This window comes from Candidatus Planktophila lacus (genome assembly GCF_002288325.1).
In the GTDB taxonomy this organism is placed as follows: domain Bacteria; phylum Actinomycetota; class Actinomycetes; order Nanopelagicales; family Nanopelagicaceae; genus Planktophila; species Planktophila lacus.
On record NZ_CP016780.1, the window covers coordinates 968,892 to 994,633 of the forward strand.

At 47.1% G+C, this 25,742-nt stretch carries 29 protein-coding genes, 1 tRNA gene and 1 riboswitch; of the genes, 3 read left to right on the forward strand and 27 right to left on the reverse strand.

What is annotated here, in order from left to right; translation table 11 throughout:
* Window positions 1-57: 57 nt before the first annotated feature.
* The 14 genes from A1sIIB106_RS04875 to A1sIIB106_RS04940 all read right to left on the reverse strand — a co-directional run bounded on the left by A1sIIB106_RS04875 (window position 58) and on the right by A1sIIB106_RS04940 (window position 13,942).
* Window positions 58-996: a sulfotransferase gene (locus A1sIIB106_RS04875; protein ID WP_095677559.1), complete on the reverse strand. Its 939-nt coding sequence runs from the start codon at window positions 994-996 to the stop codon at window positions 58-60.
* A 9-nt stretch (window positions 997-1,005) separates the two neighbouring features.
* Entirely contained in the window at window positions 1,006-1,761 is a 756-nt protein-coding gene (locus A1sIIB106_RS04880) for a sulfite exporter TauE/SafE family protein (protein ID WP_095677560.1), read from the reverse strand.
* The gene (cysC, locus tag A1sIIB106_RS04885) at window positions 1,758-3,581 is read right to left on the reverse strand and encodes an adenylyl-sulfate kinase (RefSeq protein WP_095677561.1); all 1,824 of its coding nucleotides are present in this window, start codon (window positions 3,579-3,581) and stop codon (window positions 1,758-1,760) included. The genes A1sIIB106_RS04880 and cysC overlap by 4 nt, the downstream gene beginning before the upstream one ends.
* Entirely contained in the window at window positions 3,581-4,480 is a 900-nt protein-coding gene (gene cysD / locus A1sIIB106_RS04890) for a sulfate adenylyltransferase subunit CysD (RefSeq protein ID WP_223299477.1), read from the reverse strand. Before cysD ends, cysC begins: the two co-directional genes overlap by 1 nt.
* Before the next feature lie 35 nt (window positions 4,481-4,515).
* Window positions 4,516-5,355, reverse strand: a complete 840-nt coding sequence (gene mutM, locus A1sIIB106_RS04895; protein WP_095677563.1) for a bifunctional DNA-formamidopyrimidine glycosylase/DNA-(apurinic or apyrimidinic site) lyase — start codon at window positions 5,353-5,355, stop codon at window positions 4,516-4,518.
* Between the two features lie 3 nt (window positions 5,356-5,358).
* Window positions 5,359-5,817 (reverse strand): 6,7-dimethyl-8-ribityllumazine synthase, encoded by a 459-nt coding sequence (gene ribH, locus A1sIIB106_RS04900; RefSeq protein ID WP_095677564.1) that lies wholly within the window; start codon window positions 5,815-5,817, stop codon window positions 5,359-5,361.
* On the reverse strand, window positions 5,817-7,010 hold the full coding sequence (ribB, locus tag A1sIIB106_RS04905; protein ID WP_095677565.1) for a 3,4-dihydroxy-2-butanone-4-phosphate synthase: 1,194 nt from the start codon (window positions 7,008-7,010) through the stop codon (window positions 5,817-5,819). Before ribB ends, ribH begins: the two co-directional genes overlap by 1 nt.
* Window positions 7,007-7,615, reverse strand: a complete 609-nt coding sequence (locus A1sIIB106_RS04910) for a riboflavin synthase (protein WP_095677566.1) — start codon at window positions 7,613-7,615, stop codon at window positions 7,007-7,009. Before A1sIIB106_RS04910 ends, ribB begins: the two co-directional genes overlap by 4 nt.
* Entirely contained in the window at window positions 7,615-8,634 is a 1,020-nt protein-coding gene (gene ribD / locus A1sIIB106_RS04915) for a bifunctional diaminohydroxyphosphoribosylaminopyrimidine deaminase/5-amino-6-(5-phosphoribosylamino)uracil reductase RibD (protein ID WP_095677567.1), read from the reverse strand. The genes A1sIIB106_RS04910 and ribD overlap by 1 nt, the downstream gene beginning before the upstream one ends.
* A 117-nt stretch (window positions 8,635-8,751) precedes the next feature.
* Window positions 8,752-8,880, reverse strand: a riboswitch (FMN riboswitch).
* A gap of 97 nt (window positions 8,881-8,977) precedes the next feature.
* Window positions 8,978-9,448 (reverse strand): FKBP-type peptidyl-prolyl cis-trans isomerase, encoded by a 471-nt coding sequence (locus A1sIIB106_RS04920; protein ID WP_095677568.1) that lies wholly within the window; start codon window positions 9,446-9,448, stop codon window positions 8,978-8,980.
* Complete coding sequence (gene argG / locus A1sIIB106_RS04925; RefSeq protein ID WP_095677569.1) at window positions 9,448-10,788, reverse strand: argininosuccinate synthase; 1,341 nt, start codon at window positions 10,786-10,788, stop codon at window positions 9,448-9,450. The genes A1sIIB106_RS04920 and argG overlap by 1 nt, the downstream gene beginning before the upstream one ends.
* 10 nt (window positions 10,789-10,798) lie before the next feature.
* Window positions 10,799-11,980 carry a class I SAM-dependent methyltransferase gene (locus tag A1sIIB106_RS04930; protein ID WP_095677570.1) on the reverse strand — a complete coding sequence of 394 codons (1,182 nt, stop codon included), beginning with the start codon at window positions 11,978-11,980 and terminating at the stop codon, window positions 10,799-10,801.
* Between the two features lie 40 nt (window positions 11,981-12,020).
* On the reverse strand, window positions 12,021-13,232 hold the full coding sequence (locus A1sIIB106_RS04935) for a sensor histidine kinase (protein WP_095677571.1): 1,212 nt from the start codon (window positions 13,230-13,232) through the stop codon (window positions 12,021-12,023).
* A gap of 2 nt (window positions 13,233-13,234) precedes the next feature.
* Window positions 13,235-13,942: a response regulator transcription factor gene (locus tag A1sIIB106_RS04940; RefSeq protein WP_095677572.1), complete on the reverse strand. Its 708-nt coding sequence runs from the start codon at window positions 13,940-13,942 to the stop codon at window positions 13,235-13,237.
* Window positions 13,943-14,087: 145 nt separating this feature from the next.
* Between A1sIIB106_RS04940 and A1sIIB106_RS04945 the strand changes: the two genes are divergently transcribed.
* The gene (locus A1sIIB106_RS04945; RefSeq protein ID WP_095677573.1) at window positions 14,088-14,561 is read left to right on the forward strand and encodes a hypothetical protein; all 474 of its coding nucleotides are present in this window, start codon (window positions 14,088-14,090) and stop codon (window positions 14,559-14,561) included.
* Here the strand turns inward: A1sIIB106_RS04945 and hpf are convergent.
* The 9 genes from hpf to msrA all read right to left on the reverse strand — a co-directional run bounded on the left by hpf (window position 14,558) and on the right by msrA (window position 21,519).
* Window positions 14,558-14,905 (reverse strand): ribosome hibernation-promoting factor, HPF/YfiA family, encoded by a 348-nt coding sequence (hpf, locus tag A1sIIB106_RS04950; protein ID WP_095677574.1) that lies wholly within the window; start codon window positions 14,903-14,905, stop codon window positions 14,558-14,560. The genes A1sIIB106_RS04945 and hpf overlap by 4 nt on opposite strands.
* Before the next feature lie 87 nt (window positions 14,906-14,992).
* Complete coding sequence (locus A1sIIB106_RS04955; RefSeq protein ID WP_095677575.1) at window positions 14,993-15,376, reverse strand: hypothetical protein; 384 nt, start codon at window positions 15,374-15,376, stop codon at window positions 14,993-14,995.
* A complete protein-coding gene (locus A1sIIB106_RS07155) occupies window positions 15,377-15,529 on the reverse strand; it encodes a hypothetical protein (RefSeq protein WP_190277166.1) in 153 nt (50 codons plus the stop codon).
* 34 nt (window positions 15,530-15,563) lie between these two features.
* A complete protein-coding gene (locus A1sIIB106_RS04960) occupies window positions 15,564-16,682 on the reverse strand; it encodes a trans-sulfuration enzyme family protein (RefSeq protein ID WP_095677576.1) in 1,119 nt (372 codons plus the stop codon).
* Window positions 16,683-16,691: 9 nt separating this feature from the next.
* Window positions 16,692-18,239: a phytoene desaturase family protein gene (locus A1sIIB106_RS04965; RefSeq protein ID WP_095677577.1), complete on the reverse strand. Its 1,548-nt coding sequence runs from the start codon at window positions 18,237-18,239 to the stop codon at window positions 16,692-16,694.
* Window positions 18,240-18,263: 24 nt separating this feature from the next.
* Window positions 18,264-19,430, reverse strand: coding sequence for a MalY/PatB family protein (locus A1sIIB106_RS04970; RefSeq protein ID WP_095677578.1), 1,167 nt, complete (start codon window positions 19,428-19,430; stop codon window positions 18,264-18,266).
* A 17-nt stretch (window positions 19,431-19,447) separates the two neighbouring features.
* Window positions 19,448-20,461: a LacI family DNA-binding transcriptional regulator gene (locus A1sIIB106_RS04975; RefSeq protein WP_095677579.1), complete on the reverse strand. Its 1,014-nt coding sequence runs from the start codon at window positions 20,459-20,461 to the stop codon at window positions 19,448-19,450.
* Window positions 20,462-20,584: 123 nt separating this feature from the next.
* A complete protein-coding gene (msrB, locus tag A1sIIB106_RS04980; protein ID WP_095671401.1) occupies window positions 20,585-20,989 on the reverse strand; it encodes a peptide-methionine (R)-S-oxide reductase MsrB in 405 nt (134 codons plus the stop codon).
* Window positions 20,989-21,519 (reverse strand): peptide-methionine (S)-S-oxide reductase MsrA, encoded by a 531-nt coding sequence (msrA, locus tag A1sIIB106_RS04985; RefSeq protein ID WP_095671402.1) that lies wholly within the window; start codon window positions 21,517-21,519, stop codon window positions 20,989-20,991. The genes msrB and msrA overlap by 1 nt, the downstream gene beginning before the upstream one ends.
* Before the next feature lie 52 nt (window positions 21,520-21,571).
* On the opposite strand from msrA, the gene A1sIIB106_RS04990 reads away from it, so the two are divergent.
* Both A1sIIB106_RS04990 and A1sIIB106_RS04995 read left to right on the forward strand, forming a co-directional pair.
* Window positions 21,572-21,643: transfer RNA gene (locus A1sIIB106_RS04990), tRNA-Arg, on the forward strand.
* Between the two features lie 162 nt (window positions 21,644-21,805).
* Window positions 21,806-22,075, forward strand: coding sequence for a WhiB family transcriptional regulator (locus tag A1sIIB106_RS04995; RefSeq protein ID WP_095671403.1), 270 nt, complete (start codon window positions 21,806-21,808; stop codon window positions 22,073-22,075).
* A 22-nt stretch (window positions 22,076-22,097) separates the two neighbouring features.
* Here the strand turns inward: A1sIIB106_RS04995 and A1sIIB106_RS05000 are convergent, their stop codons facing one another.
* The 4 genes from A1sIIB106_RS05000 to A1sIIB106_RS05015 are packed head-to-tail and all read right to left on the reverse strand — an operon-like array spanning window position 22,098 to window position 25,700.
* Window positions 22,098-23,567, reverse strand: coding sequence for a sensor histidine kinase (locus tag A1sIIB106_RS05000; protein WP_095677580.1), 1,470 nt, complete (start codon window positions 23,565-23,567; stop codon window positions 22,098-22,100).
* Window positions 23,568-23,573: 6 nt separating this feature from the next.
* Window positions 23,574-23,966, reverse strand: a complete 393-nt coding sequence (locus tag A1sIIB106_RS05005; RefSeq protein WP_095677581.1) for a DUF6912 family protein — start codon at window positions 23,964-23,966, stop codon at window positions 23,574-23,576.
* Window positions 23,967-23,999: 33 nt separating this feature from the next.
* Complete coding sequence (locus A1sIIB106_RS05010; RefSeq protein ID WP_095677582.1) at window positions 24,000-25,094, reverse strand: CpaE/TadZ family protein; 1,095 nt, start codon at window positions 25,092-25,094, stop codon at window positions 24,000-24,002.
* A gap of 3 nt (window positions 25,095-25,097) precedes the next feature.
* Window positions 25,098-25,700 (reverse strand): flagella basal body P-ring formation protein FlgA, encoded by a 603-nt coding sequence (locus tag A1sIIB106_RS05015; RefSeq protein WP_095677583.1) that lies wholly within the window; start codon window positions 25,698-25,700, stop codon window positions 25,098-25,100.
* Window positions 25,701-25,742: the final 42 nt, after the last annotated feature.

Here is a 25,742-nt window from a genome sequence, read left to right on the forward strand (position 1 = left end):
CTCTTTTTATGCGCCGAAGTGGAAAAGTCATCAAAATTCTCCGCCCGTCTTGTGGGGTTATTGAAAAGCCACGCCTGCTTTTGCGAGTCTGGCGGTCATAGCCGCATACCCGGTGCTGAACTCTGGAGAATCAATCTCTGATTTCCAGCGGCCGCTCGTTGCCGCATCTGGAGTCATTGATTGAGTAAAGAAAGCCTGCATCGCGGGTTCATCCGTCACCTTTAGGAAGCCAAGGAGTTTCTTGTACGTGGCTTCTCGGTTCTTGATTGCGAGATCCTCTAGAGCGATCGTAATTTTCTTTTCTGGCTTAACTGCGGTCAAGGCTTCGTGGCCTGCCAGCAGTCGAGCTTCAATCCAATCCAAACCTTCTAGCGCAGTTGTTGGACCCCACTTCTTGGTCAGTAGCGAAGCTATAACATCGCGAGTATCGCGAACCATATTTACAAATAACGCGTTGGGAAAAAGTTCCTGGAGTTTATTAGCCTCTGGAATATTCATGGGAGTTGTCTCGACCCAATAGATCTCATCTCCGGCACCAAATTGTTTACTAATAAACGTGGCCATGAAGCGACGGGCAGCCCATTTGCGGTTGATCTTTAAATCACCTTCGAGTCTCTTGAGTAATTTTTCCAGATCTGCCTTTGCAATACCTGAGATTAGCCCGCGGCCATGTGGAGGAGGCGCATCAATATCCCACCACTTCTCCCAGATAAATTTATTGAACTCTGCAAGGATCTTAGAAAATCGTTCTTTCTCTTTTCTTTTACGTTTGCGGTAAGTACGAAAGTTAAGAATTGAAACTTTTCCTGCGCTCTTTTCAATCTCGCTGCTATATCCGAATACCACATCGACTAGTCCCGATTTATTGGTGAGGAACTTTATTTCAATAGGGGTGCTCGTTCTGATCTTGGAATGATTTCCAAGCAGATCTCCAACGACGGTAGTTCCGCTGCGGCCGGTTCCGCCCACAAAGACTGGGATGACCTTAGAACTCATTGGGTAAGACTAACTTGCGATGATTCGATAGCCGTTGATTACGATGACAGCTACTCCGACGAGGATCCCGATCTGCTTACGAGGTAACTTCACAACGATGCGAGCAGCGATTGGCGCCATTATGCAGCCACCGAGTGCAAGCCCGCCAACGGCGGCCCAGTTGATATCTAAGCGGTGCAGGTTCGCTAAGAAGCCAACGCTGGCAGAGACGGCAACGATAAATTCTGAGGCGCTCACTGTGCCGATAATTTTGCGAGGTTCTATCTGAGTAGTTGTCATAAGGGTTGGCGTGACAATTGGACCCCATCCCCCGCCGCCAGAAGCATCTACAAAACCACCAGTAAATCCTAGATAAGTTAAAAACCTTGGGTTGGTAACTTCAAGTGAATTCGTATTTACCTGTGGCTGAAAGATATTTCGGTATAAAAGTAAGAATCCAAGCAAGAGAAGAAGTGTTGAGATAAAGACTTTGGCGCTAGAAAGATCTATAGAAGATAGAAAGGTTGCACCTAGCAATGCGCCAATGCCACCTGGGATTGCGAGTTTAAAGAGAATTTTCTTATCTATGTTTTCCGCATGCCAGTGTGATGCGCCAGATACTAAGGTTGTGCCGATTTCAGCGGCGTGAACTGCAGCGGATGCAACCGCAGCAGATGCTCCTAAGGTCAACAACAGAGTTGAGCTAGTTAAACCAAAACCCATGCCGAGAGTGCCATCAATTAACTGTGCGACCGATCCTGCCAAAGCAAAGAAAATCCAGTTCATAGAGCCACCTTAAGTATCGCGCTAACACTGGCATCAAGATCTGCAGTGCCATCGATTGTAATCTCAGGTTTTGTTGGGCGCTCGTAATCTTGACCTACGCCGGTGAAGTTAGGGATCTCTCCCTTGGCTGCTTTCTTATACAGACCCTTTGGATCGCGAGAGATACATACATCTACTGGTGTATCTACGAATACTTCAATGAAATCACCTTCTGCAAATATCGAACGTGCGCGCTGGCGATCAACTTCAAATGGGCTAACTAGCGCTGTAATAACAATTAACCCGGCATCGACCATTAGTTTGGCAACTTCAGAGACTCTACGAACATTCTCTGCACGATCTTCGGGGGTAAAGCCCAAATCAACATTGAGACCCATACGTAGATTGTCACCATCTAATACATAGGCGTGCGCACCTTGAGCATGAAGGCGCTTTTCAAGAAGGTTGGCGATCGTAGATTTTCCTGAACCCGATAGACCGGTTAACCAGATAACTTTTGCACGCTGATTTTTGGCGACTTCGCGGGCTGTTTTATCGACTTCGTAGGCCTGTGCGGTGATGTTTTCACCACGGCGCAATGAGTGGCGAATCATGCCAGCGCCAACTGTTTGGAAGTTGGTGCGATCTACCAGAATAAAGTTACCGAACTCGCGAGACTGCTTATATGGATCTAGTGCGATTGGTTGATTGGTTGCAATTTCAACTTCGCCAATTTCATTCATGGCCAAGGTATTTACTGAGAGGTGCTCACCTGTATGAACATCAATCTTGTGACGAATCTTGGTGATGATTACTGGCGTCTCGCTAGGTCCTGATACGAGAAGATATGAACGGCTATGAATCAAGGCATCTTCATTTAGCCAGACTAGGTTTGCGTTAAAGCGATCAGATGGAGTTACAGCGCTTTGATTGGCGTAAACCAGATCACCGCGAGTTATATCTACCTCTGGCTCGAGTACCAGCGTCACCGCATCCGACTGAGCGGCAACTTTTTGGCTCTGCATGTCAGAAATTATCTGCGCAATCGTTGCTACTTGATTGCTAGGAAAGATCTTTACCTGATCGCCTAATTTGAAGTCACCTAAGTGAACCGTCCCGGTAACACCTCTGAAATCTTCGGCACGAGCGATAGATTGAACGCGCAGGCGAGCAGTTGCTTCTGCGGATTTGCCTGGTTGCCAACCTTGAATCGCCTCAAGCAAAGTCTCGCCTGAATACCAAGGCGTTGATTTGCTTCGATAAACAACGTTATCGCCAGCTAGCGCACTAAGCGGAATAAAGTGAACGTCGGCGATATCAAGGCGCTCTAGAGTCTTTTCAATCTCGCCCTTGATCTCGTTATAGATACTCTCTTGAAACCCAACGGCATCTAATTTATTGATCGCAACTAATACTCGCTGGACTCCCATTAGAGAACAGATAGTTAGATGGCGCAAAGTTTGGGTACGCACTCCCTTTGTAGCATCGACTAAAACTATTGAGATCTCAGCGCGTGATGCGGCAACAGCCATATTGCGCGTGTATTGCTCGTGTCCTGGAGCATCAGAGATGATTAAACGTCGTCCATCAAGAAGTGACATCGAGCGATATGCCACATCAATTGTGATTCCTTGTTCGCGCTCTGCTTCAAGGCCATCTGTAAGCAAACTAAAGTCGATTTCACCCGCTGGAATAATCGAACCCGCGCGACGAACTTTTCGCGTTGAATCGATAGTGTCGTGAGGAACGCTATCGGTCTCAACCAATAGACGTCCGATCAAGGTGCTCTTTCCGTCATCAACGCTGCCACAAGTTAAGAGACGAACAATTGGGGTCTGCATTAGAAGTACCCCTCTTTCTTCTTCTTCTCCATCGAATCTTCATTTGCTCCATCGATTAAACGCGTTGCTCGTTCGCTCAGCTTTACCTTCAGTACTTCGTCAACAACTTCAGAGATCGTTGTTGCAGTTGATTCAACGGCCGCGGTAAGCGGATAGCAACCTAGAGTTCTGAAACGAACCATCTTTGGCTCTGGAACTTCTCCAGGGTTAAGTGGGTAACGATCATCATCGACCATTATTAATTGGTCGCCGCGTTTAACCATGGGGCGATCTTTTGCAAAGTAGAGAGGATTTACTTCAATTTTCTCTTGTTGGATATAGCGCCAGATATCGCCTTCGGTCCAATCTGAAAGTGGAAAGACGCGCATTGTCTGACCAGACGCTAAACGAGTGTTGTAAGAACGCCAGAGTTCGGGGCGTTGATTACGTGGGTTCCAGCTATGGCCTTCATCGCGAACGCTAAAGATGCGTTCCTTTGCGCGAGATCTTTCTTCATCACGTCGTGATCCCCCAATAGCGGCATCTACTTCATAGTGATCGAGTGCCTGCCGTAGTGCAACAGTCTTCATGATGCGCGTGTATTCAGAAATTCCGGTAGTAAATGGATTTGCTCCGGAAGTCGCGCCCTCTTGATTGGTGTGAACAATCAAATTCAATTTGTGATCGGCGACAATCTTGTCGCGGAAGGAGATCATCTCTTTGAACTTCCACGTTGTATCGATATGCAGCAATCGAAAGGGAACTGGAGCCGGATAGAAGGCTTTGATCGCTAAGTGGAGGAGAACTGAAGAATCTTTTCCAATGGAATACATCATCACTGGGTTTTTGAAGGCGGCGGCAGTCTCGCGCAGAATCTCGATCGATTCAGCCTCAAGGGCCTTTAAAATTCCTTCATTCACATGCACGCGCCTACGCTACTGGTTAATCCTGCGATCTACCTGTATTTCTTCTGGCAGCGCGGGCAAAAATGCGATGATCTCGCACCAAATGTGATCCGACGAATAGGTGTTCCACAACGCGGGCATGGCTCATCGGTACACCCATAAGCCGCTAGGGCTTGTTCGAAGAATCCACTTTCGCCATTTACATTTATATAGAGATCATCAAATGATGTGCCACCTTGTTCGATCGCTTCACTCATGACCTCTGTTGCATAACTAATTATCAATGCGATCTTCTTCTTGGAAAGATCGGCGGTAGATACTTCTGGATGAACCTTGGCTCGCCAAAGCGTTTCATCGGCATAGATATTTCCAACACCGCTCATGATTTCTTGGTTTAGTAGCGCGGTTTTAATTCGGATCTTTCGCTTTGCAAACTTCTCAATCGTCTCTTGTAGATCAAAATGCGAATCAAAGGGATCGCGCGCAATGTGCTGGGCTGAACTTGGCACGCCATCATTTGTTTCCTCAACCGATACCCAACCAAAGGTTCGCTGATCATTAAAAACTAACTCGCGCTTGCGCATCTGCTTGGTCAGGTCAAACTGTGCGCGTACATGCTTTGCTCTGGGATGGCCTTGCTGATGAATTAAGAATTGCCCACTCATTCCCAAATGAGCAACTAATACCTGTGGGCGATCCAAAACAAACCAGAGAAACTTGCCACGTCGATTTAAATCGATGATCTTGGCGCCCTGAATTGATTTTAGCGGTGCGATTGATTCAGGTTTAAGCGCGCGTGGATGTAAATCATGCGCCCCAACAATTTTGTAACCTTTAACCAGGCTGACTAAACCGCGGCGAACCGTTTCTACTTCTGGGAGTTCAGGCACAACTTAACCTTTTTTTATCACGCTAAGTGCGGCAAGTGCGCTGTCATAACCCTTATCTTCTTTGCTTCCAGGAAGGCCAGCGCGCGCAGTCGCTTGTTCTAGGTTGTCGCACATAAGTACTCCAAAGCCAATTGGCTTAGATCTGCCTAGCGAAACATCCATTACGCCCTGAGTGACGCCCTGACAGACATAATCAAAGTGCGGAGTTTCACCACGAAGAACAAGACCGACAATGACAGCAACATCAAAGCCTTCATCAAAGGCTAACTGTGCAGCAAGTGGAAGTTCAAAAGAACCAGCAACGGTGCGAACTACAGGATTAGCTATTCCCGACTCTTTAAAACCACGCACCGCGCCGGCAACTAGCGCATCACATATATCTGGATGCCAGGCGGCAGTGATAACAATTGCCTTGAGATGTGGCATTTGTGGAATCTTTACTTCGGGGGCATGTCCAGCCATTAGAGCGCTCCTAACGCGTGGTTTAACTTATCTCGCTTGGTTTCTAGATACTTCTGGTTATGTTTGTTAGCAATTACTTCAAGTGGTGCGGTAGTTAGAGAAATTCCAGTTGCCTTTATCGCGGCAATCTTTTCAGGATTGTTGGTCAATAAAGTTAGTGATTTTACTTTTAAGCGGTTAAGGATCTCTGCAGCATCTTCATAGGTGCGATCATCTACAGGCTGACCGATTGAAATATTTGCTTCGACCGTATCTTGACCAGAATCCTGTAGCACGTAAGCGCGGATTTTCTCAGCAAGTCCTATGCCGCGGCCCTCGTGATCGCGAAGATAGATGACATATCCGTGGCCGTTTTCTTCAATCAGGCGAATTGCTTCTTGCAGTTGCGGACCACAATCACAGCGCTTGGATCCGAATACATCTCCAGTTAAGCATTCGGAATGAACGCGCACTACCGGCTGACTACTTGGAGTCTGGGCAAATTTAAGAACTGCGTGTTCTGCTCCAGTTGGTGAAATATATGTGGAGATCTGCCATTGCGCGCTGCCAAGTGGAAGCTCTGCCCATTCAAGGCTTGCTATATCAGTGCTCTTCTTTTCGGGCAGTACGCGAGATAGTTCATCGATAGAGATCACTTCTAAATCATGCGCTTTGGCAAATTCGGTTATCTGAGAACCGCGCATCATCGATCCATCATCATTTACTAATTCAGAGAGAACTGCACAAGGATTAGATCCAGTTAGTTCGCATAGAGCCATACTTGCCTCGGTATGGCCACGACGTTGGTGTAGTCCACCCGGTACTGATATCAGCGGAAACACATGTCCTGGTCGTGCAAAATCTGTCGGCAGTGAACTGGCATTAGCAAGTGCACGTAGTGTGTTTGCTCGCTCGGCTGCCGGAATACCTGTCGAGCGGCCAGCGATTGCATCGACCGTAACGGTGAAAGCTGTTGTGTGGTTATCTTCATTTCGCTTAACCATAAGTGGAAGTTTTAGCTTCTTGGCAGTTTCCTCAGTAATGATTCCGCAGATGACACCAGATGTGTATCGAACCATAAATCCGATATTTTCAGGCGTGGCTTTATCAGCAAGGAGAATTAAATCTGCTTCGTTCTCGCGATTTTCATCATCGGTTACGACGATGAACTTGCCCGCCTTGAATTCAGACAAGGCTTTTTCTAAATTACTCATTTGTCATCCTGTCCACGTGCAATAAGTCTTTCAACGTACTTTGCTAGAACATCTACCTCGACGTTGAGGGGATCAGAAATCTTTTTGGCAGCAAGATTGGTCTTAGCTAGAGTTTCTGGAATCAACCAGACAGATACTTGATCAAGCCCATCGTTTAGTTCGCCAACCGTCAGCGATACACCTTCAATACAAATAGAACCTTGTGCAACCACGTACTTCATAAGGTGGGCAGGTACTGCAATATCCATGCGCGTCCACTCTTTATCAGCCGAGATTCCAGCAACTTTTGCTACGCCATCAACATGGCCTTGCACGATATGGCCACCAAGGCGATCTTGTGTGCGGGTAGCAAGTTCCAGGTTTACAGGAGAACCAACAACAAGTGCACCTGTCGAAGTTAAGTTGAGCGTTTGCACCATTACATCTACTTCAAAACTCTGGCTGTCAAAAGAAGTAACAGTTAAACAGACACCGTTAACGCTAACTGAATCTCCTTGGGCTATTTGTGCGCAAATTTCGGCGCTCTTGATCTGCAGTCTGGCGCTGCTTTCTTGGCGCGCAATTGCAGAAACTTGACCGACAGCCTGAATTAGCCCTGTAAACATTAGCGCCCACCTTCTTCTTGGTTTGCGCTCTTGATAAGCGTGATCTTTAAATCTGCACCGATTACTTCAACATCTGCGATTTCGAAATCTAAGCGCTCTGAAATAGTTGCAACTCCCAAATCTGAAATAGAGGGAGTGCCTGAGCCAAAGAAAGTTGGCGCCTGATAGAGAATTACTTCATCGATCAAGCCTGCCTTCAAGAGCGCCGTTCCAAAGGTTGGTCCAGATTCAATTAACAATTGGTTGAAGCCACGTGCCGTAGCCAAGGTGATTAGCTCTTGAAGATCACGAGATTTGATGGCAATGGTTTCTGAATCGGCGTTAAGAATCTGCGAGATTGAAGCAATTTCAGAGCTACCCATCACAATACGGACCGGGTTCTTGCCGGCACCTTTACTGGTGAGCAAAGGATTATCGGCTTTTACTGTTGCAGTGGAAGTAACGATGGCATCGCTTTGTGAGCGAAGCACGGCAACATCTGCTCGCGCTAGTTCGCTAGTGATCCATTTAGAAGTGCCATCTGCGGTAGCAACTTTGCCATCCATAGTCGATGCGATCTTCCAAGTAATTCGTGGGCGCTCTTTGACAATCTTGGTTAGCCATGCACGGTTATCGAAGGCTGCTTCACTTTCCAATAACCCATCCTCAACTTCAATTCCCGACGCAAGAAGGTATTCTCCTCCCCCTGCAGCAATCAGATTTGGATCACCAACTGCATAAACAACTTTTTTAATTCCGGCGTCAATAATCGCTTGTGTGCAAGGTGGAGTTTTGCCCTGGTGGTTACATGGTTCAAGAGTTACATAAATGATTGCACCTGCTGGGATACTCTTTGCCGCATTTATCGCAACTACTTCAGCATGATCTGCGCCCTGATGAAAACCTTCGCTGATGAATTCACCCGTTGCGCTTGTGATGACTGCGCCAACAATTGGATTTGGGAAAGTCTTACCAAGGCCAAGGTGAGCACACTCGATGGCGCGCGCCATCGCAGCTTCTGCACTTAATACTTGGTTCATCTTCAACACCCTTTATCGAGATTTGGTGTCGCATCTCGGGGGTGGAAAAAGCGGTGGCAGCCGACGCACTAAACCCTTGAAGCAAAGTTAATTGCGCAAAGGGTGCGACAGCTACACGTTGGTTTTCTCTCATCCGGACTTTAACCGTCGGTTCGGGAATTACACCCAATCCACCGGTCATTGGCTATGACCGGGTCGCAGACTTTCACTGCCGGTTCGAAATTACATCGACCCCGAAAAACAACACGCTGATCATACACCGCAAGGTGGAAGTTAAAAACAAGCCATTTCTCGAACCTTGCGGTTATGGCGGATTAACGCCTTGGGTTTATATGCAAGAAAATTAAGCAACGCCTATCGCATCGACTACGAAGATTAGAGTTTCATTTGGTCCAATTGGTCCGCCGCCTTGTGCGCCATAACCTAGATCAGGTGGAATAACTAGCAAACGTCGTCCACCAACTTTCATTCCCGGAATACCTTGCTGCCAACCAACGATCACATTTGCCAATGGGAAGGTTGCAGGAGAACCGCCGTTCCATGAAGATTCGATTAACTGACCATTTGACCAAGTCATAAGTGTGTAATGCACGGTCATGGTTGAAGTTGGAAGCGCTTCTGCGCCAGTGCCGACGATTATGTCTTTTGTTACCAAGGTTGTTGGTGGGTTACCGGCAGGAGCCCCAATTGTTGGCGCCTCTCCTTGATTAGTTGTGACTGTTGGCAAGTTATCTGATGAAGCGCTCACTTCTTTTTCTCCACATCCGGTTAGTAAAAGGGTACAAATAGCAAATAGTGCTAATACTTTCTTCATTACTTCTTTTCTCCTTCACCAATTTCTTGGATCAACTTAAATTCTCCAGAACCAAGTTGGCCTTGATCGCGGTACATCTCAAGCTTGGCGCGGGTGTCTGCGATATCAAGGTTGCGCATGGTCAGCTGACCAATGCGATCAACCGGACCAAAAGCAGCATTTTCAGTGCGCTCCATCGACAATTTTTCAGGGTGATAGCTAAGCGCAGGCCCAGTTGTGTTGATGATTGAGAAATCATCGCCGCGACGCAGGCGAATTGTTACTTCACCAGTAACGGCAGATGCCACCCAACGTTGCAATGATTCCCGCAACATCAAAGATTGTGGATCTAACCAACGACCTTCATACAGCAGGCGACCTAAGCGGCGACCTTCTGCGTGATAGTTAGCAATTGTGTCTTCATTGTGAATTGCACTTAGCAAACGCTCGTAGGCGATAAACAAGAGCGCCATACCTGGAGCTTCGTAAATGCCGCGGCTCTTAGCTTCGATGATTCGATTTTCGATCTGATCGGCCATGCCTAGGCCGTGGCGACCACCAATTTCATTAGCGGCCTTCATGAGTTCAACAACGTCACTGAAATCTTTTCCGTTAATCGCAACCGGGCGGCCTTGCACAAATTGGATCTTTACATCTTCAGATGCGATCGCAACTGAGGAATCCCAGAATTTAACGCCCATAATTGGATTTACGATCTCAATTGAGACATCTAAGTTTTCTAGATCTTTAGCCTCGTGCGTTGCACCCAAGATATTGGCATCTGTTGAATAAGCTTTTTCAACGCTGTCACGATATGGAAAATTGTGCGCAACAAGCCATTGGGACATCTCTTTACGGCCACCGAGTTCACGAACAAAGTCAGCATCTAACCAAGGCTTATAAATTCTCAAATTTGGATTAGCTAATAGACCGTAACGATAGAAGCGCTCAATATCGTTACCCTTATAAGTCGAACCATCTCCCCAGATTTCAACTGCATCTTGCAACATCGCACGAACCAACAAGGTGCCGGTTACTGCGCGGCCAAGAGGTGTTGTATTGAAATATTGCTTTCCGCCAGAGCGGATATGGAATGCACCGCAAGCGATTGCTGCAAGGCCTTCTTCAACTAGAGAAGTTTTGCAATCAACGAGTCGAGATATTTCGGCGCCATATTCTTTTGCGCGAACTGGTACTGAGTCGATATCTGTCTCGTCATACTGGCCAAGATCTGCCGTGTAAGTGCAGGGAATCGCACCCTTGTCGCGCATCCAAGCAACGGCCACCGAAGTATCGAGGCCACCGGAGAACGCGATGCCGACTTTTTCGCCGACAGGAAGAGATGCAAGCACTTTAGACATACGTGTAAGTCTATCGGTTGAGCAGGGCTGCTAGCGCAGGCTTAACTTTCCAGAGCGAGAGCATCTCCTGATAGCGCTTCTCCTCAGATGAATCGGCAACTGCGCCCGTCTTTACTGCGCGAATCATCAAATTTCGCGGGGTGTGCTCTCCCCCAATAAATTCAATTGCTTCCACGCGATAGCCAGATAGCTTCATTATTTGTATCCGTAAACCATCGGTTATTAGATCGCCCAATCTCTCCTTCATTATTCCGTTCTTGGTAATCATTGACCAAGGTTCAGGTATCTCAACCATCTGGGCTTGAATATCGTGGTGACAGCATGGGGCAAGCAATACCAGTTTCGCACCTGTCATCACTGACCAAGCAAGAGCATCGTCAGTTGCCGTATCGCAGGCGTGTAGTGCAATCGCGACATCTGCGCTCTTCAGGGTTGTCTCAGAAATTTCTTCGGCTCTAAACTCAATCGAATCTGAAATACCTAACTTCTTGGCAATTTCATTATTTCTAGCGCGTGCGCTTTCGCGAATATCAATACCAATTACTTTGACTGCAATTCCCTGACTACGTAAGTACTGGTGGGCAGCAAAGGTTAGGTAGGCATGACCACAACCGAGATCGACGATGGTTAATGGGCTTTTCTCATCTGGTTTATTAATATGCCCGGCTTCAATTGCCGAATTAAGTGACGGAACCAAAAGTCTAAGAAACTCTTCCACCTGTAAGTATTTATCGTTCTTGCTGGCTTTAACTTTTCCGCCAGAGTCTGATATCCCAATTTCGATTAGGAAAGGATCCGACGGATCAAGCAGTCGGCTCTTATTTCGATCATGCGAAAGATCGGCGTTAAATTCACCGCTAGCTCGGCTTATCAGCGCCTCACCTTTCTTGGTGATTCGAAGTGAAATTGATTGATCTTTTTCTTCTAGATGGATATTGGCAAAGCCGGCTTCAAGCAGACCTAACTTCAGAAACTCATGTGGTGAGTAATTCTTAGTAGTCATTGCTCGCCCATCGCTCAGGGCTACCTGGTATTTGATTTCACCTTTGATTAGTACAGGCTTTACATGAATTCGTTCGTTAGGGGTCTGCATATTGCGCCGCCTTCCCGAGAGAACAAGTCTGACAAAGTTATCGGATTTACCGAGCTTCTCTACGATTTCATTGAGCGCATCAGCGAGCGACGTAGCCATGTAATTAAAGTACCGTAATTCTGGAAGTTACTTGCTGATGCTAATTCGGAATCCTGATTGTTACTGCTAATCCGCCTAATTGGCTCTTACTGAGTTCAAGTTCACCGCTATGTTCTTGAACTATCGCTGCGATGATGCTCAGACCCAAGCCTGAACCGCCACTTTCGCGTGAGCGCGATGGATCGAATCTATTCATAAATTTGATTTCACTTCCATATGCCGAATCGGGTAGTCCCGGACCTCCATCTTCGATCCTTAACTCTGCGCGTTTTCCGATATTGCGAAGTGAAACAGAGACGGGAGCATCGCTCGGAGTATGGCGGAGAATATTTGAAAGACAATTTTGTATTAAGCGACTTAGATGATCGCGAGAGCCCTGAACCAAGCAATCATCAGGTATTGCAGTAGTAACTGTCCGCGAGGTATTTAACACTTGGAAATCATTGAGATGGGCTTTAACTAGCTCGTCGAAATCAACTTCTGCAAAATTTACAGGCTTGCTCTCTCCGAGTTCGGCAAGAAGTAAGAGATCATGTATCAAACTCTCCATCCGCTCAATTTCAGAACTAACTCTAGAAAATGCGCGCGCCTGGTCTGAAACTTGCGTGAATTGCCCCTTGCTAAGCATCTCGTTGTAGCCCTTAATGACGGTAAGCGGAGTTCTTAACTCGTGCGAAGCATCACCTAAAAATCTCTGCATACGTTGCAGCGCCTGGGCATCTAACCCACGGTTGTGCCGTCTTAAGAAGTAGATCGAGAAAAATATAGCTAGCGCATCGGCCCCAGCGGTGAATATGCCAAGGTTCTTCAAATTTGATATGAAATTTTCGTTTAACTTATCAAGTGATGATGCGATTACTAGATAGTCGCCTCCAGCAATTGACGCTGATTGAAAACGAAATTCTGTAGGTTTTGCGGTCGTGAAAGCGCCAGCCAAACCCTTTCTTACCAAAGCTAAATCGGTAATACCTGGGTAGATTAAATGAGATTCGTTAATGATCGTCTCGTCGCCCTCTTGCGTGACTAGAGAAAGAGTTAAATCCAAACTTTCATCCTCGATAGTCAAGATCGCAGCGGATATTGCCTCCGATGGAAAGGCGTTAACCCTAGTTACAACTTTTTTAAGTGATTGATCGATCTGCGCTAAATCCGCACTCCGGGCAGCAAGGGTTGCATATCCCCCAATAAGTGTTGAAAGAACTGTTGTTACGATTATTGAGATTACTGCGAACTTGCTACCCGACTTCTTCATGCTTATTTCTGCTCAGATTTTGGCTGCGGTTTGGGTTCCTGTATTACAAAGCCAACGCCTCTCACAGTCTTGATCCCCTCAAATCCATCGCGATGCAATTTCTTACGAAGGTAAGAGATATATGTATCTGCAACGGTGCTCTCAGATTCAAAGGTAATTCCCCATACTTCATCAAGAAGCAAACTCTTACTTAAAACTCGATTCTTATTTTCAACCAAAACTTGCAAAAGTCGGAATTCAGTTGGGGAGAGATCGACTAACTCACCAGCAAAGGAGACGGTATGGCTTGCTTCATCTACCTTTATCGGACCGCACGTAAGATCTGTGCCGCTTGATGTTGAGATCTGTGAGCGACGCAAAATTGCCTTAACTCGCAAAAGAAGTTCTTCCAAGCCAAATGGCTTAGTTACATAATCATCTGCGCCAAGAGTTAATCCGCGCGTTACATCTGCACGATCTGCCCGCGCGCTAAGCATCAGAGCTGGCGTGTTATCTCCGGTAGAGCGAAGCCTTTCAACTAACTCGAAGCCATCCATCAGCGGCATATTGATATCAATTATCAAAAGGTCTGGCTTCTTATTTCTAATTGCCGTCAGCGCTGACATTCCATCTGAGGCGGTGGCTGTCTCAAAGCCCGCGATACGTAGAGCATCGCCCAATAACTCGCGAACTCCGGCCTCATCATCTACGATCAAAATCATCTCAGCCATGCGCTAAGCCTTTCATGTCGGCGATGAAATAGCCAAGCCTCTCGCAGAAATCTCTTCGATAAAGGTGTTTTCACCGAAATTTCACAAACTTAACCTTGATACTTAGGGCTAATTAATAAAGTTGTACTCGAGAAAGCGGAGCCAGGTGAATAAGACTAGAACAGCGGCAGTATCTGCTCTTGTTATTGCCTTTTCATTCGTGGCGCTACCGTTAGCAAGCGCTGACAATAAGAATCCAAACTCTCCATCTCAGACCGAAGTAAATAAAGACTTTAAATCTGCAATCGAGAAATTTAAGCAAGATCAAAAGACATTCTCTGAAGCGGTAAAAGCTTATGAAGCCGCGAGAAGGGCAATCAACAAAGCCTTTAAAGAGAGCGTTGATAAAGCTTTATCTGATGCAAAATCTTTGAGCGCACCGGGTCAGACTCAACTCCAAAAGCGTCAGAGCGCTGTGGCGAAACAGAGCGCTGTTATCGCGGCGACTGCAATCAGAGATGCTGCAATTGAAGCGCTCGGACCAGCTCCAGTACCGCCAACTCCACCTGCTAAAGCGCCACGCATGGAGAAAAGCAAGAAACCACAAACTGGTATTTCACCAAGCCCAGCATCAAATTAATCTATATCTGCAAGAGGTTTATTTCTTAAAGTTTCGCGATCGTGGCTCTTTGATTTCTCGTGATGCTTGCGAATTTGTAGTTCAAAGCTTTTAATCGCTTCATCAAATGCAGCAAGGTCATTAAACTCTGCGGCTTCTGCTCGCATCAGCGGTCCCGCACCATGGGAAGTTAAAATCACTCGATGTGCGTGTTTTCCTTGACGTGGATTTTGTTCATGCAAGATCTCTACTTCAACACGGTCAATGGTGACGTTAAATCTCTCCATGCTCATTAGCTTTTCATGGGCAATCTCGCGAAAATCTTCAGCGAGTTCTGCGTGACGGGCATGAATAACAATCTTCATATTCTCTCCCTATGTAACGACTTAGTGGTTATAACCATTCCACTTATTAGCTGCTTTGGGTAGAGTTAGATCAGAAAATAAAGCCCTTTAAAGAGGTAGCGCTACTACGGCAGCAGTGACCAACGCCGCATAAAGTGCGCTCTGGGCAAAGATCTTAATCGCAGTTTTTCGGTCTGCTGCACGATCTGCCTGATCTGAAACTTTTGAAAGTTTACCGAGAGTTCCAAAATTGAATGTACCTGCAAATCCATAAGCAAGGCAGAAACGTTTACGAGATTGCACCCAGCCAACTGACATGACTAGCGCGGGCAAGAAAATTCCCAAGCGAGATTGCCGGCTTGCCTCGGTAGAGATGAGAGTCGCCGCTGAAGATAAGGTAAGAATCAAACCTAGAACCGCGACCATTCGACGCCGAGTGAGCTCTCCCCCACCGATATTGCAAGTACCGGGTATGTATTCCGTTTGGCTCACTTATGCATCCTCAAATTCATCTTCATCTTCATCAATCCAAGCATCAGCTGGCGCATCTTCTTGGCGCTGTGCCCATGAGAGAAAACTTCCTACCGCCTGAAAGGCGACAGCCAGCACGGCGAAGAACGCCAACGCTCTGCGGAAGAATTTCATAACCTAAAAATACTACCTATCGCGGAGAATTTCCTTATTTAGCAGCGTGCAACGCGGAGTCGATATCAGCCCAAAGGTCTTCAACGTTTTCGCAGCCGACAGAGAGACGGATCAAGGTTTCTGGGACGCTAGAACTTTCGATGGGCCAGCGACGACGTCGCTCCCAAAGTGATTCAACTCCACCAAGGCTGGTTGCATAAGTAACTATCTTGGAAGAGGCGCAGACTTTGTCTGTACTTTCAGCGCTACCGACATATTCGAAGGAGACAATTGCTCCAAAACTCTTCATAAAAGCTTTCGCTTTTTCATGTTGCGAATCAGTAGGCAGACCTGGATATCTAACGTTTCTCACCAATGGGTGCGCGCTCAGGCGCTTGGCAAGTTCAAGAGCGTTCTCGCAGGACTTCTGAAAGCGCAGCGGGAAGGTGCGAATACCGCGCAGCGCCAGCCAAGCTTCAAAGGGACCAGGAATAGATCCATTAAATTTACGCGCATCTTCTAACGTCTTAAATTGCACAGCATCTTCAGTGCTTAGTGAGCCAAGTACAACATCGCTATGTCCGGCTAAATACTTTGTCACAGAATTCATGACGATATCTGCACCTAGGCCTAGTGGCTTCTGACTTAGAGCAGTGGCAAAAGTGTTATCTACCGCAACCGTTACGCCCTTTTCTTTTGCCGCCTTTATGAGTGCGGGAAGATCGGCAACTTCTAAACCTGGATTAGTTGGAGATTCGATCCAGAGCAGCGTTGCACCGGATAACTCATTGATAACTGCTGATGTATCAGCAACAGATACAAAAGAAACCTTTAAGCGATTTGCTGTGGCATAGTTGTTGAGCAGAGTCATTGTTCCTGAGTAACCTTGATTAGATGCGATTACCTTTGCACCAACAGGAAGAGTTGAAAATACTGCAGTGACAGCAGCCATTCCAGATGAGTAAGCCAGAGTGCGTCCGCCTTCTAGCGCGCTGATCGCTTCTTCAAGCGCAAGCCACGTCTCATTTCCGTAGCGACCATAACCAACTGCTCCACCTGCAACAAAAGTTGAGTTAAGTGAGATTGGATGATTCAAAGAACTATCTGGACCTACTGTTGGACGGCCCGCGGTAATTGCGATCGTCTCGGGGCTGAGCCCTTCATCTAAATTCATGACCTAAGCCTAATCCTTTGCCAGCACTGCCATCGCTGCATTATGGCCAGCGATACCGCTTACTCCGCCTCCACGTCGCGCACCAGCGCCTGCCAGAAAAATGTGGGAATCATCTGTTTCAGATCCCCATTTGATTGGGGCGCTCTCGGTTCCATCAATAAATGGAAAATCTAAATCGCGGTGGAAGATATTTCCGCGCGGCAGGCCAAGATCGTTATCCAAATCGATTGGAGATTTTGCTTCAATTGCGAGAGAGCCATCTCTGCAGACAGCTAGTACAGATTCGATTGGATCTTCTAAATATTGATTAAGGCTAGAAATTGCCGCAGCTTTAGCCGCCTCTTTTGCACCACTTGGATCTGCATCAAAGAGCGCAGCCGGAGTATGTAAACCAAAGAGGGTCAAGGTATGGAATCCGCGCTGGCTTAACTCTGGCGAAAGAATTGTTGGATCGGTCAAGGTATGGCAATACATTTCAAGTGGCAGGTCACTCGGGATATCACCAAGCTTTGAAACTTGGTAAGCCTTTTCTAACTGTGAATATGTTTCGTTAACATGGAAGGTACCTGCAAAGGCTAACTTTGGATCTACTCCAGATTTTAGTCGCGGAAGTTTAGATAGCAGCATATTGATTTTCATCTGCGAGCCATCAAGAGATGCGGGAGCCCTCTTGCCACGCAATTTCGCCAGGGTCTGTGGCGCTCCAGCAAACAAGAGATCAGAGGCCACATATTTATTTCCGGATGCTGTACTGACTGCAACTCCGTTAGAACTTGAGTCAATATCGGTTACGTGTGAATTCAAATTAATTTCCACTCCGTTTAATACCGCCACGCGATTTAACTCGGTGACAAATGCGCCCATGCCGCCTTGTGGGACTCGCCATTGCCCGGTGCCATTTCCGATCAAGTGATACAAGAAGCAGCGATTTGCCTGCAAATCTTGGGCAGAAGTAAAGGTTCCAATTAGCGCATCTGTTAACACGACGCCGCGAACAACATCATCCTGGAAGCGATCCTGAATTACCTCACCGATTGGTCGCTCCATCATGAACTTCCAAACTTCCGGAAGACCGATTTCAGATTTCAAATCAGCAGCAGATTTAAGGGGTTGCAACATATATGGAGCAATTCGCTCAGCAAGTACAGCTATTTCGTTATAGAACTCTTGCCACTTCTTGCCTTCTTCATCCCCACCAGTTAGCTCACGAAAACTTTCCGCAGTTCGAGCATCCCAGTTTTGAGAAATCAATAGCCCGCCATCTTTACCGCCCTTTCCATAGGGCGTATATGAAGCGATGGATCGCTCTAAAGTCTTAAAATTAATTCCTAAATCCGAAACTATCTGGTCAGGCAGTAGTGAAACTAGATACGAGTACCGAGAAAGACGGGCGTCGTATTCAGGGAACGGGCGCACGCTAGTGGTGGCCCCACCTAGTTCGGAGGCGCTTTCCAATAGAACCACGCTCTTACCCGCTTTCGCGAGATAAGTAGCGGCTACAAGTCCGTTGTGGCCACCGCCAACAACAATGGCGTCGTATTTCTTATCGGTAGTCATCTGTATTTAATTTATCCCGTGTATTTAAAGCGCACGAGCCATGCGATTGAAAGCTTCAGTAATTATCTCAGGACTGGTTGCAAAGTTAAGGCGAACATAATCTTTTCCGGAGGCGCCATAGATATGGCCCGGATTAAATGCCACTTTCGCACGCTCCACGATTGCAGCACCTGGATCTTCGCCAAGATTTAACTTACTTACATCAAGCCAAGCCAGATATGAACAATGTGGAATCGTGTAGCCAATAGTTGGAATCTTTTCTTTGATAAGTTCGGCGATGAGCTTTCTATTGTGATCTAGTTGTTCAATCACTGTATTTAGCCAAAGCTCGCCTTTTTCAAAAGCAGCCACCGTTGCAAAGGCTCCAAGCAAGGAAGCGCGATAGTGCAAGGCAGGTGGAAGTTCATTTAACTTCTCATGCATCTTCGCACTCTGCGAAATTATAATTGCGCATTTGAGCCCTGCGATATTCCATCCTTTACTAGCCGCGTTCACAGCCACGCCTACTTCAGCGGCATCTTCACCCAGTGCTAACAATGGGGTAAACGGTTGCTCTTTAAAGGTTAGCGGCGCATGAATTTCATCTGAGATAACTATGACGCCGTGCTTCTTGGATAGCGCAACTATGCGAAGTAAATCTTCGCGGCTGTAGACCTTGCCCATTGGGTTATGAGGGCTACAGAGTAAATGAACCTTTAACCCGCTTTGATAAGCCTTTTCAATGCCGGCCCAATCGTGGCTCCAACCTGTTCCATCGGCTTCTTCTGCGTTCTTTATAAATGGAACATCTACCATTGCAATCTTGGTCTCATTAATCCAGGTGTAGAAGTTTTGATAGACAGGTGAGCTGATTAAAACTTTATCTCCCGGCTTGGCGAATACACGCAATAGCTCGACAACGGCAACTCCGACATCAGTTGCGATGCGCACAAAAGTTGGCTCCACATCCCAGTTCCAACGGCGCTTTGCGAAACCAGAAAATGAAGTACCCATCTCGGGGATTGAGCCGAGATATCCCAAATCTGATTTCGAAATCATTTCAGATAAAACTTCGCGAATTCCGTCGGCTACTGGAAAATCCATCTCAGCGACAGGCAGCGGAAGGATGTCATGGGTAAAGCCTCGCCATTTCTCGCTGCGATGTGTCTGTAACTCAGCAAGAGAAGGTGCAGAAATTAGGCGATCGCTCATGTGCGTGAGTATGCCAGTTAAGCCTCGTTTGGTGAAAGGCGGCGCGTTGAATTTCGTACTACAAGCGTTGTTGGAAGAACTAGTGAATGCGGTTCAGCGCTTGGTTTTCTTAACCGTTCCATAATTGACCACGCTGCCATCTCACCCATTAACTGCACTGGTTGTTCGATAGTTGTTAAATCGGTGTATTCAGACATTTCATGGCCATCAAAACCCACAATAGAGAGATCCTCTGGCACTTTTAAGCCGTGGCGGCGAGCAGCTTGCATTGCACCAAATGCCATCTCATCTGATTCGCAGAAGATTGCAGTTGGGCGATTTGGGCGAGCCAATAGATCATCCATCGCTCTTGCTGCCGTGTGCATGGTGAAATCTCCGTGGACCTCAAGTGATGGAACCCATTCAATCTTGTTTTCTTGCAGCGCTTGAATAAATCCTTTACGGCGATCTTGTGGCACACTGAAATTAAAGGGATCATCCGGATGGCCCGACATCAAGCCGATTCTCTTGTGGCCCTGATTTACTAAATGTTGCGTAGCTGTTCTTGCTGCAGCAACATCATCGATTGCAACGCTAGAACATTTGTTATGGTGCATACCAACTAAAGAAACCGGTATTCCTAGATTCAAAATCGAGTCGAACTCTTCTTCAGTTGGCGGCAAACTAATTACGATCAACGCATCTACTCGACCCTTTAGAAGCTGATGTTGAAAGAGTCGTTCGCGGCCTTTCATCTGGCTGAAGTTGTAGAGAAGCAGATCAAAGCCCGCTTCGCGGAGCGCTTGTTCGGCACCACTGATTACTTGCGCGAAGTACCAACGCGAAATGAAGGGCGCAACTACTCCGATGCTGTTAGTTCTGCCGAGTGGGGTTTTATTAGTTGCTGGAGTAATCGGATAATTAAGTTTCTCCGCTGCAGCCATGATCTTTGCGCGAGTTGCATCGTTAACGTGGTGAAAGCCGCGCAGAGCGCGAGAGACCGTGGCAGTTGAAACGCCTGCCTCTTCGGCGATCTCTTTAATGCCCGCCATGGCTCCTCCTTTTATCGCTCCTGCAACCTCTGAAAATTTCTGCAACAGACTATGCAAGAACTGCAAAAGTACGGCAAGAGAGACGTTGGTTGCAAGGGGTGGAGTTTAGTTACTTGTTTTGGCTTATTTGGCTTCCAGGATCATTGAGACAGAGTTGATGCACCAGCGCTGATCAGTTGGAACCTCATAACCTTCGCCCTCAAAGACATGTCCTAGATGTGAGTCACACGATGCGCAACGAACTTCAGTGCGAATTCGTGGCGCAAGCGAGCGGTCTTCGATCAAGGTGACGGCATCATCGGCGGTAGGTGCGTAGAAAGAAGGCCAGCCGCAGCCGGAATGAAACTTGGTTTCCGAACGAAAGAGTTCTGCATTGCAAGCTTTGCAGCGATAAATACCCACAGTTTCGCTATCGGTGTATTCGCCAGTAAATGGACGTTCGGTGGCGCCATTACGTAGTACCTCATATGAAAGTGGGTCGAGTTTTGCCTTTAACTCTTCTTCATTGAGCTCAATTTTTTTCGCCATTAGATGCTCGCTCCTTGGGGAAATGCCGTGCCGGTACTTGAATGGCAGTCATATCCGTTGGGATTCTTCGCTAGATATTTCTGGTGATACTCCTCGGCTAAGTAGTACTCAACGCCAGCGGCGCTAAGAATTTCAGTAACAATCGCACCGATTCCATCTGCTGTGAGCGCGTTTTGGTAGAGATCTCTAGTTGCGAGCGCTTCGGTCATTTGTTCAGGCGTTGTCGTATAGATCGCGCTGCGATATTGGGTTCCGATATCTCCACCTTGCGCATTTAGCGAAGTTGGATCATGCATTGTCCAAAATTCTTCAAGCAGTCTGCGATAAGTAACAATTGCTGGATCAAATTCAACGCAGACCATTTCGGCGTGGCCTGTTGCTCCTGTGCATACAGCTTCATAGCTCGGATTGGCGATTGTGCCGCCCATGTAACCAACGCTGGTATTTGTTACTCCATCAATCTTCCAATAACGCCTTTCAGCGCCCCAGAAGCAGCCAGTTGCGAAATATGCGATCTCCATAGCGCGCATTCTTTCAGGTGATAGCGATTCCTGCTCAGTTAGGTAACCTAGGTCTACCTGCGCCCCCGTAGCTCAGGGGATAGAGCACCGCCCTCCGGAGGCGGGTGCACAGGTTCGAATCCTGTCGGGGGCACGCGACCTAAATCACCTCTCATTTACCAAATCTCTTTCCATTCATCCTTGTTTATCAACCTAGTAACAGGGAGAATTGGTCACTTACGCGAGAAGATTTTGAGCTTTGTCTTGATTTCATCGCGTCTTGGATTTCACTGCATTTACCAGAAGGAGATAACTCATGGATTGGCGACATCAATCAGCATGCCGCGACGAAGATCCAGAGCTCTTCTTTCCCGTAGGCAATACAGGCCCCGCCCTAACTCAAATTGAAGAGGCGAAAAAAGTCTGCAATCGCTGCATCGTTAAAGATGCTTGTTTAGCTTGGGCGTTAGAGAGTGGACAAGATGCTGGCGTTTGGGGCGGCCTCTCTGAAGATGAGCGCCGTGCGCTTAAGCGCCGTGCAGCACGTAATCGAGCGCGCATGATGGAGCAGAACAACTCCATTTAGTTTTAAATCAATTTAAATCGATTTAAATTGGAAAAGTTAAACGCGCTTCGGTTCCTGCAGTTGTACGAACCAGATCAATATTTCCGCGTAACTCATTTTCAGTCAGCGTGCGTACTATCTGCAAACCTAGGTTTGAAGATTCCGCCATTGAAAATCCTTTTGGTAGGCCGACTCCATCATCAAAGATAGTTATCTCGGCGCCACTTTGGCTGCGGGCAACCGTTATCGTTAAATGGTTTCCTGATTCGGCTAGGCCATGTTCTAGCGCGTTATGAATTAGCTCGGTCACAACTAGAGAAAGTGGCGTTGCGATGCGCGGATCAAGAGCGCCAAGTTCTCCCGTACGCGCGATCTGTAACTGACCCATTCGCGGACTCAGGTCTAATGCATGGGCGACTAGTCGATCTAAAACATCATCAAAGGCAACAGATGCTTCGGCGCTACTGGAAAGCGTTTCGTGAACGAGAGCGATAGATGCGATACGGCGGACTGCTTCATTTAACGCAGCACTTGCGGCAGGATCTTCAATGCGCCGTGATTGCAATCTAAGTAAAGCCGAAACGGTCTGCAAATTATTTTTAACGCGATGATGGATCTCGCGAATAGTTGCATCTTTTGTTACTAGTTCGCGCTCACGACGACGAAGTTCTGTAACGTTCTGCAAAAGTACAATTGCACCGATTCGATCGCCACCTGCAAGCAATGGAAGCGCTAACAGATCAACAGTTCCGCCAGCATTTTCAATTTCAACTCTTCGTAGCGCCTTGCCGCTCAAACCTACTTCGATCGCTTCTTCGTGCGCTTCAAGTTTTACGACCGAGACTTTACGTGCGGCTTGTCCGAGATTATTTCCTTCGAGTTCGCCGGCCCAGCCCATTCGGCTAAAGGCCGATTTTGCATTCGGGCTGGCGTAGATAATTGCACCGTTGATATCCAGCCTTATTAGTCCATCTCCAACACGAACTGCCGGATCAAAGAGTTCGCTATGTTCGGTATAAGGAAAAGTTCCTTCTGCCACCATGCGATAAACGTTATGGGCGACTTCTCGATAATTTAACTCAAGGCGACTTGGTTGGCGCATGAGTTCGGCGTTGCGATGTCGCGAAATTACTGCGATTACCTGATCACCGAGAATTACCGGAATTGTCTCTTCCTTAATGAAAATCTCTCCGAACTTTTCTGGTTGTGCATCGCGAATGATTTCGGCTTCCGATAGCGCCTGATCAATTCTGGGACGGGCACCCCATTCGATTTCATCGCCGATTACATCCTGGTTAAAAACGGTGGCAGCCGTTGTTGGGCGAATATGCGCAACCGCAACATATCCAGATGGCCAAGTCTTAAAATCTTTGCGAAGGGGAACCCATAGAATCAAATCAGCAAATGAAAGGTCGGCTAGGAGTTGCCAGTCAGAGGTTAACTCGCGAATGCGCCTAATCTGTTTAGCATCTAACGGGCTTCGATCCCGCAAAAACTCTTCTAATTTAGGCATCGCAAACTACCCTTGTAACCATTCATGGAGCGCTGGTTTTATCTCCTGAGTTGCAAACCAAGTTAGCTCTTCACCATCTGGTGAAACCAAGAAAGCGCATTGCACGTTCTCCCACTTGGCGAGATCCTTTAAAATCACAAAATTTTCACCGTGCTCGGCAATTTCGGGATCGCTAACTTCCAACGCCAAGATAAAGCCAGCACTTGTTGGATTTGCGCGCATCTCTAGCGCTTCATCGGCTGCGAGCATTGAAAGCAGGAATTCGCCTTCTTCTTCATCCATCTCGCTATTTGCTGTTAGAAACTTAATTGTTGGGGCATATAAAGGTCCGCACTCCATAGAATGTGATTCTAGGAATGCGGCGATTTCTTCAACCGTTACTGGAAGATACCCACGCATGGCGCTAAGGGTATAAGAGATTTAAGGCTGGCTTTACTTCCGAGAAATTGCGCTTATCGCCTGCGCGATCTTGCCGATCTCTTTGCGCAGCGCTCCCCTTTCAGAAGCTTGCACCAGAGTTGTGCGTTCATCGATTGCTAACTGGCAAGATCGCGGGTCCCAAGGAAGATTCCACTGAACCGAAGATCTGAGCGGCGCCCGCTTTGAAGCGTTTATCTCTTGATCGCGCTTATTCGAAGAATTTGTCTTCACAAGATGAATCTCGGCAGATATGGAGATATTTGTAAGACTTTGAACAAATTCATCGCATCGTTTCTGCGCCAGAAAAGTTGAGTTGGTTGTAAAGAAAAGTTGATTTGCATTGCGAGCTGCCCAAATCTTTACCGCTGAACTCCAACGTCTATCGGATAGTTCTCGAGCGAGGAATGCCACTGAGCCAAGATCAATAACTATCAGTTCGAACTTTTCTCCTGCAGCCATAACTTTTTCTTCAAAATCTGCGGTTGTCTCTTGGGTTAACTCCATTATTGATAAGTTCTCAGAAAAATCACGCCATCTTGCTTCGCTAGATAACTTACGTTGATCCAAGAGCGATGAGATAGCCGGTGCTTGAAAGCTGGCTTCAATCAGTAGAGTTTTAACGCCTAATAGAGCGCTTTCTTGCGCCAGATTTATAGCGATCGTTGTATTTGCAGTTCCATGCCCAATACCTCCAACAGCAACTACCTTGGCTCCGCACTTTGTATTTGCATGGATCATTGGCGCTCGAAAGCTAGAGGATCTGACATTTTCCAAGATGGCTAAGGTTAAGTTTTCCGGAGAAGTTGGCCTTGCAAAAACGTTGGAAAATCCTCGATCGTTTCCAGAATGATCGGCAAATCCAAAGAGTGAAGTACTAGGTGATTCCAACTTTTCTATCTCAGCTGAGCTAGCTCCGGGTAGGTCTGTTGAGAATAAAAGCAGAAGTTTTTTTCCTGAGTTAACAGATAACGCCCTTTGCAGTTCTGAAAAATCCATTACTCTGGCAACGACGTTCCATCCTTGGCTAAATAGCGCGCGTGAAACCTGTCCCTCAAATTCAGGATCTGCGATTGCAGTTATTACCGTTGGTACTTCTAAGAGATCCATGGGCTACTCCAAGGCGCGAACAATTACCAGTCGCCCACTAACTGTCGCATCGAGCAAGTTGATGATCTGCGAATCGATAAGCGAAATTGTTAGCGCGATATCGGATGAGAAATTGGCAGATTTTCTATCAATCGACCGAATATAGGCGCCCTTTACAACTATTTCTGGCATGCCAATCTGAACGCCGCCCATAGAGGGCTCGGGGACCCAATAGATATTGATCGCCTCGCCTATAGATATATCTATAGGTAAATCCGAACTGCGAACAGCAATTGGTACCTGCTGCGTGCGTTGACTTGGCGCGAGATCGCTAACGTCATCTATAGAAATTAACTCGCCGGCGCTCTGTGCTCTCGTGATAAAACTGCCAATCAGAGTTGTGCGACTTGAAAAGTACCTAGAAGAGCTCTCCCCTAGTGCAACCTTGACCTGTTCAATTTGGTCACCAGATATTTCAACTCCCGGGGCCAGTGCGTTCTTTGCCACCCAGTAACTATCGGTTCTATTTCCTAAAGCGGTCAGCGATAGCGCGGAGATTAGCGCTGCGGCAAATAATGAGACTGCAACGATAAATCTAGTTTGGGCTGCCTTCTTCTGTGTATTCATAGTGGGGTACTAAATGCCATCAGCGCACTTCATCGGCTTGCT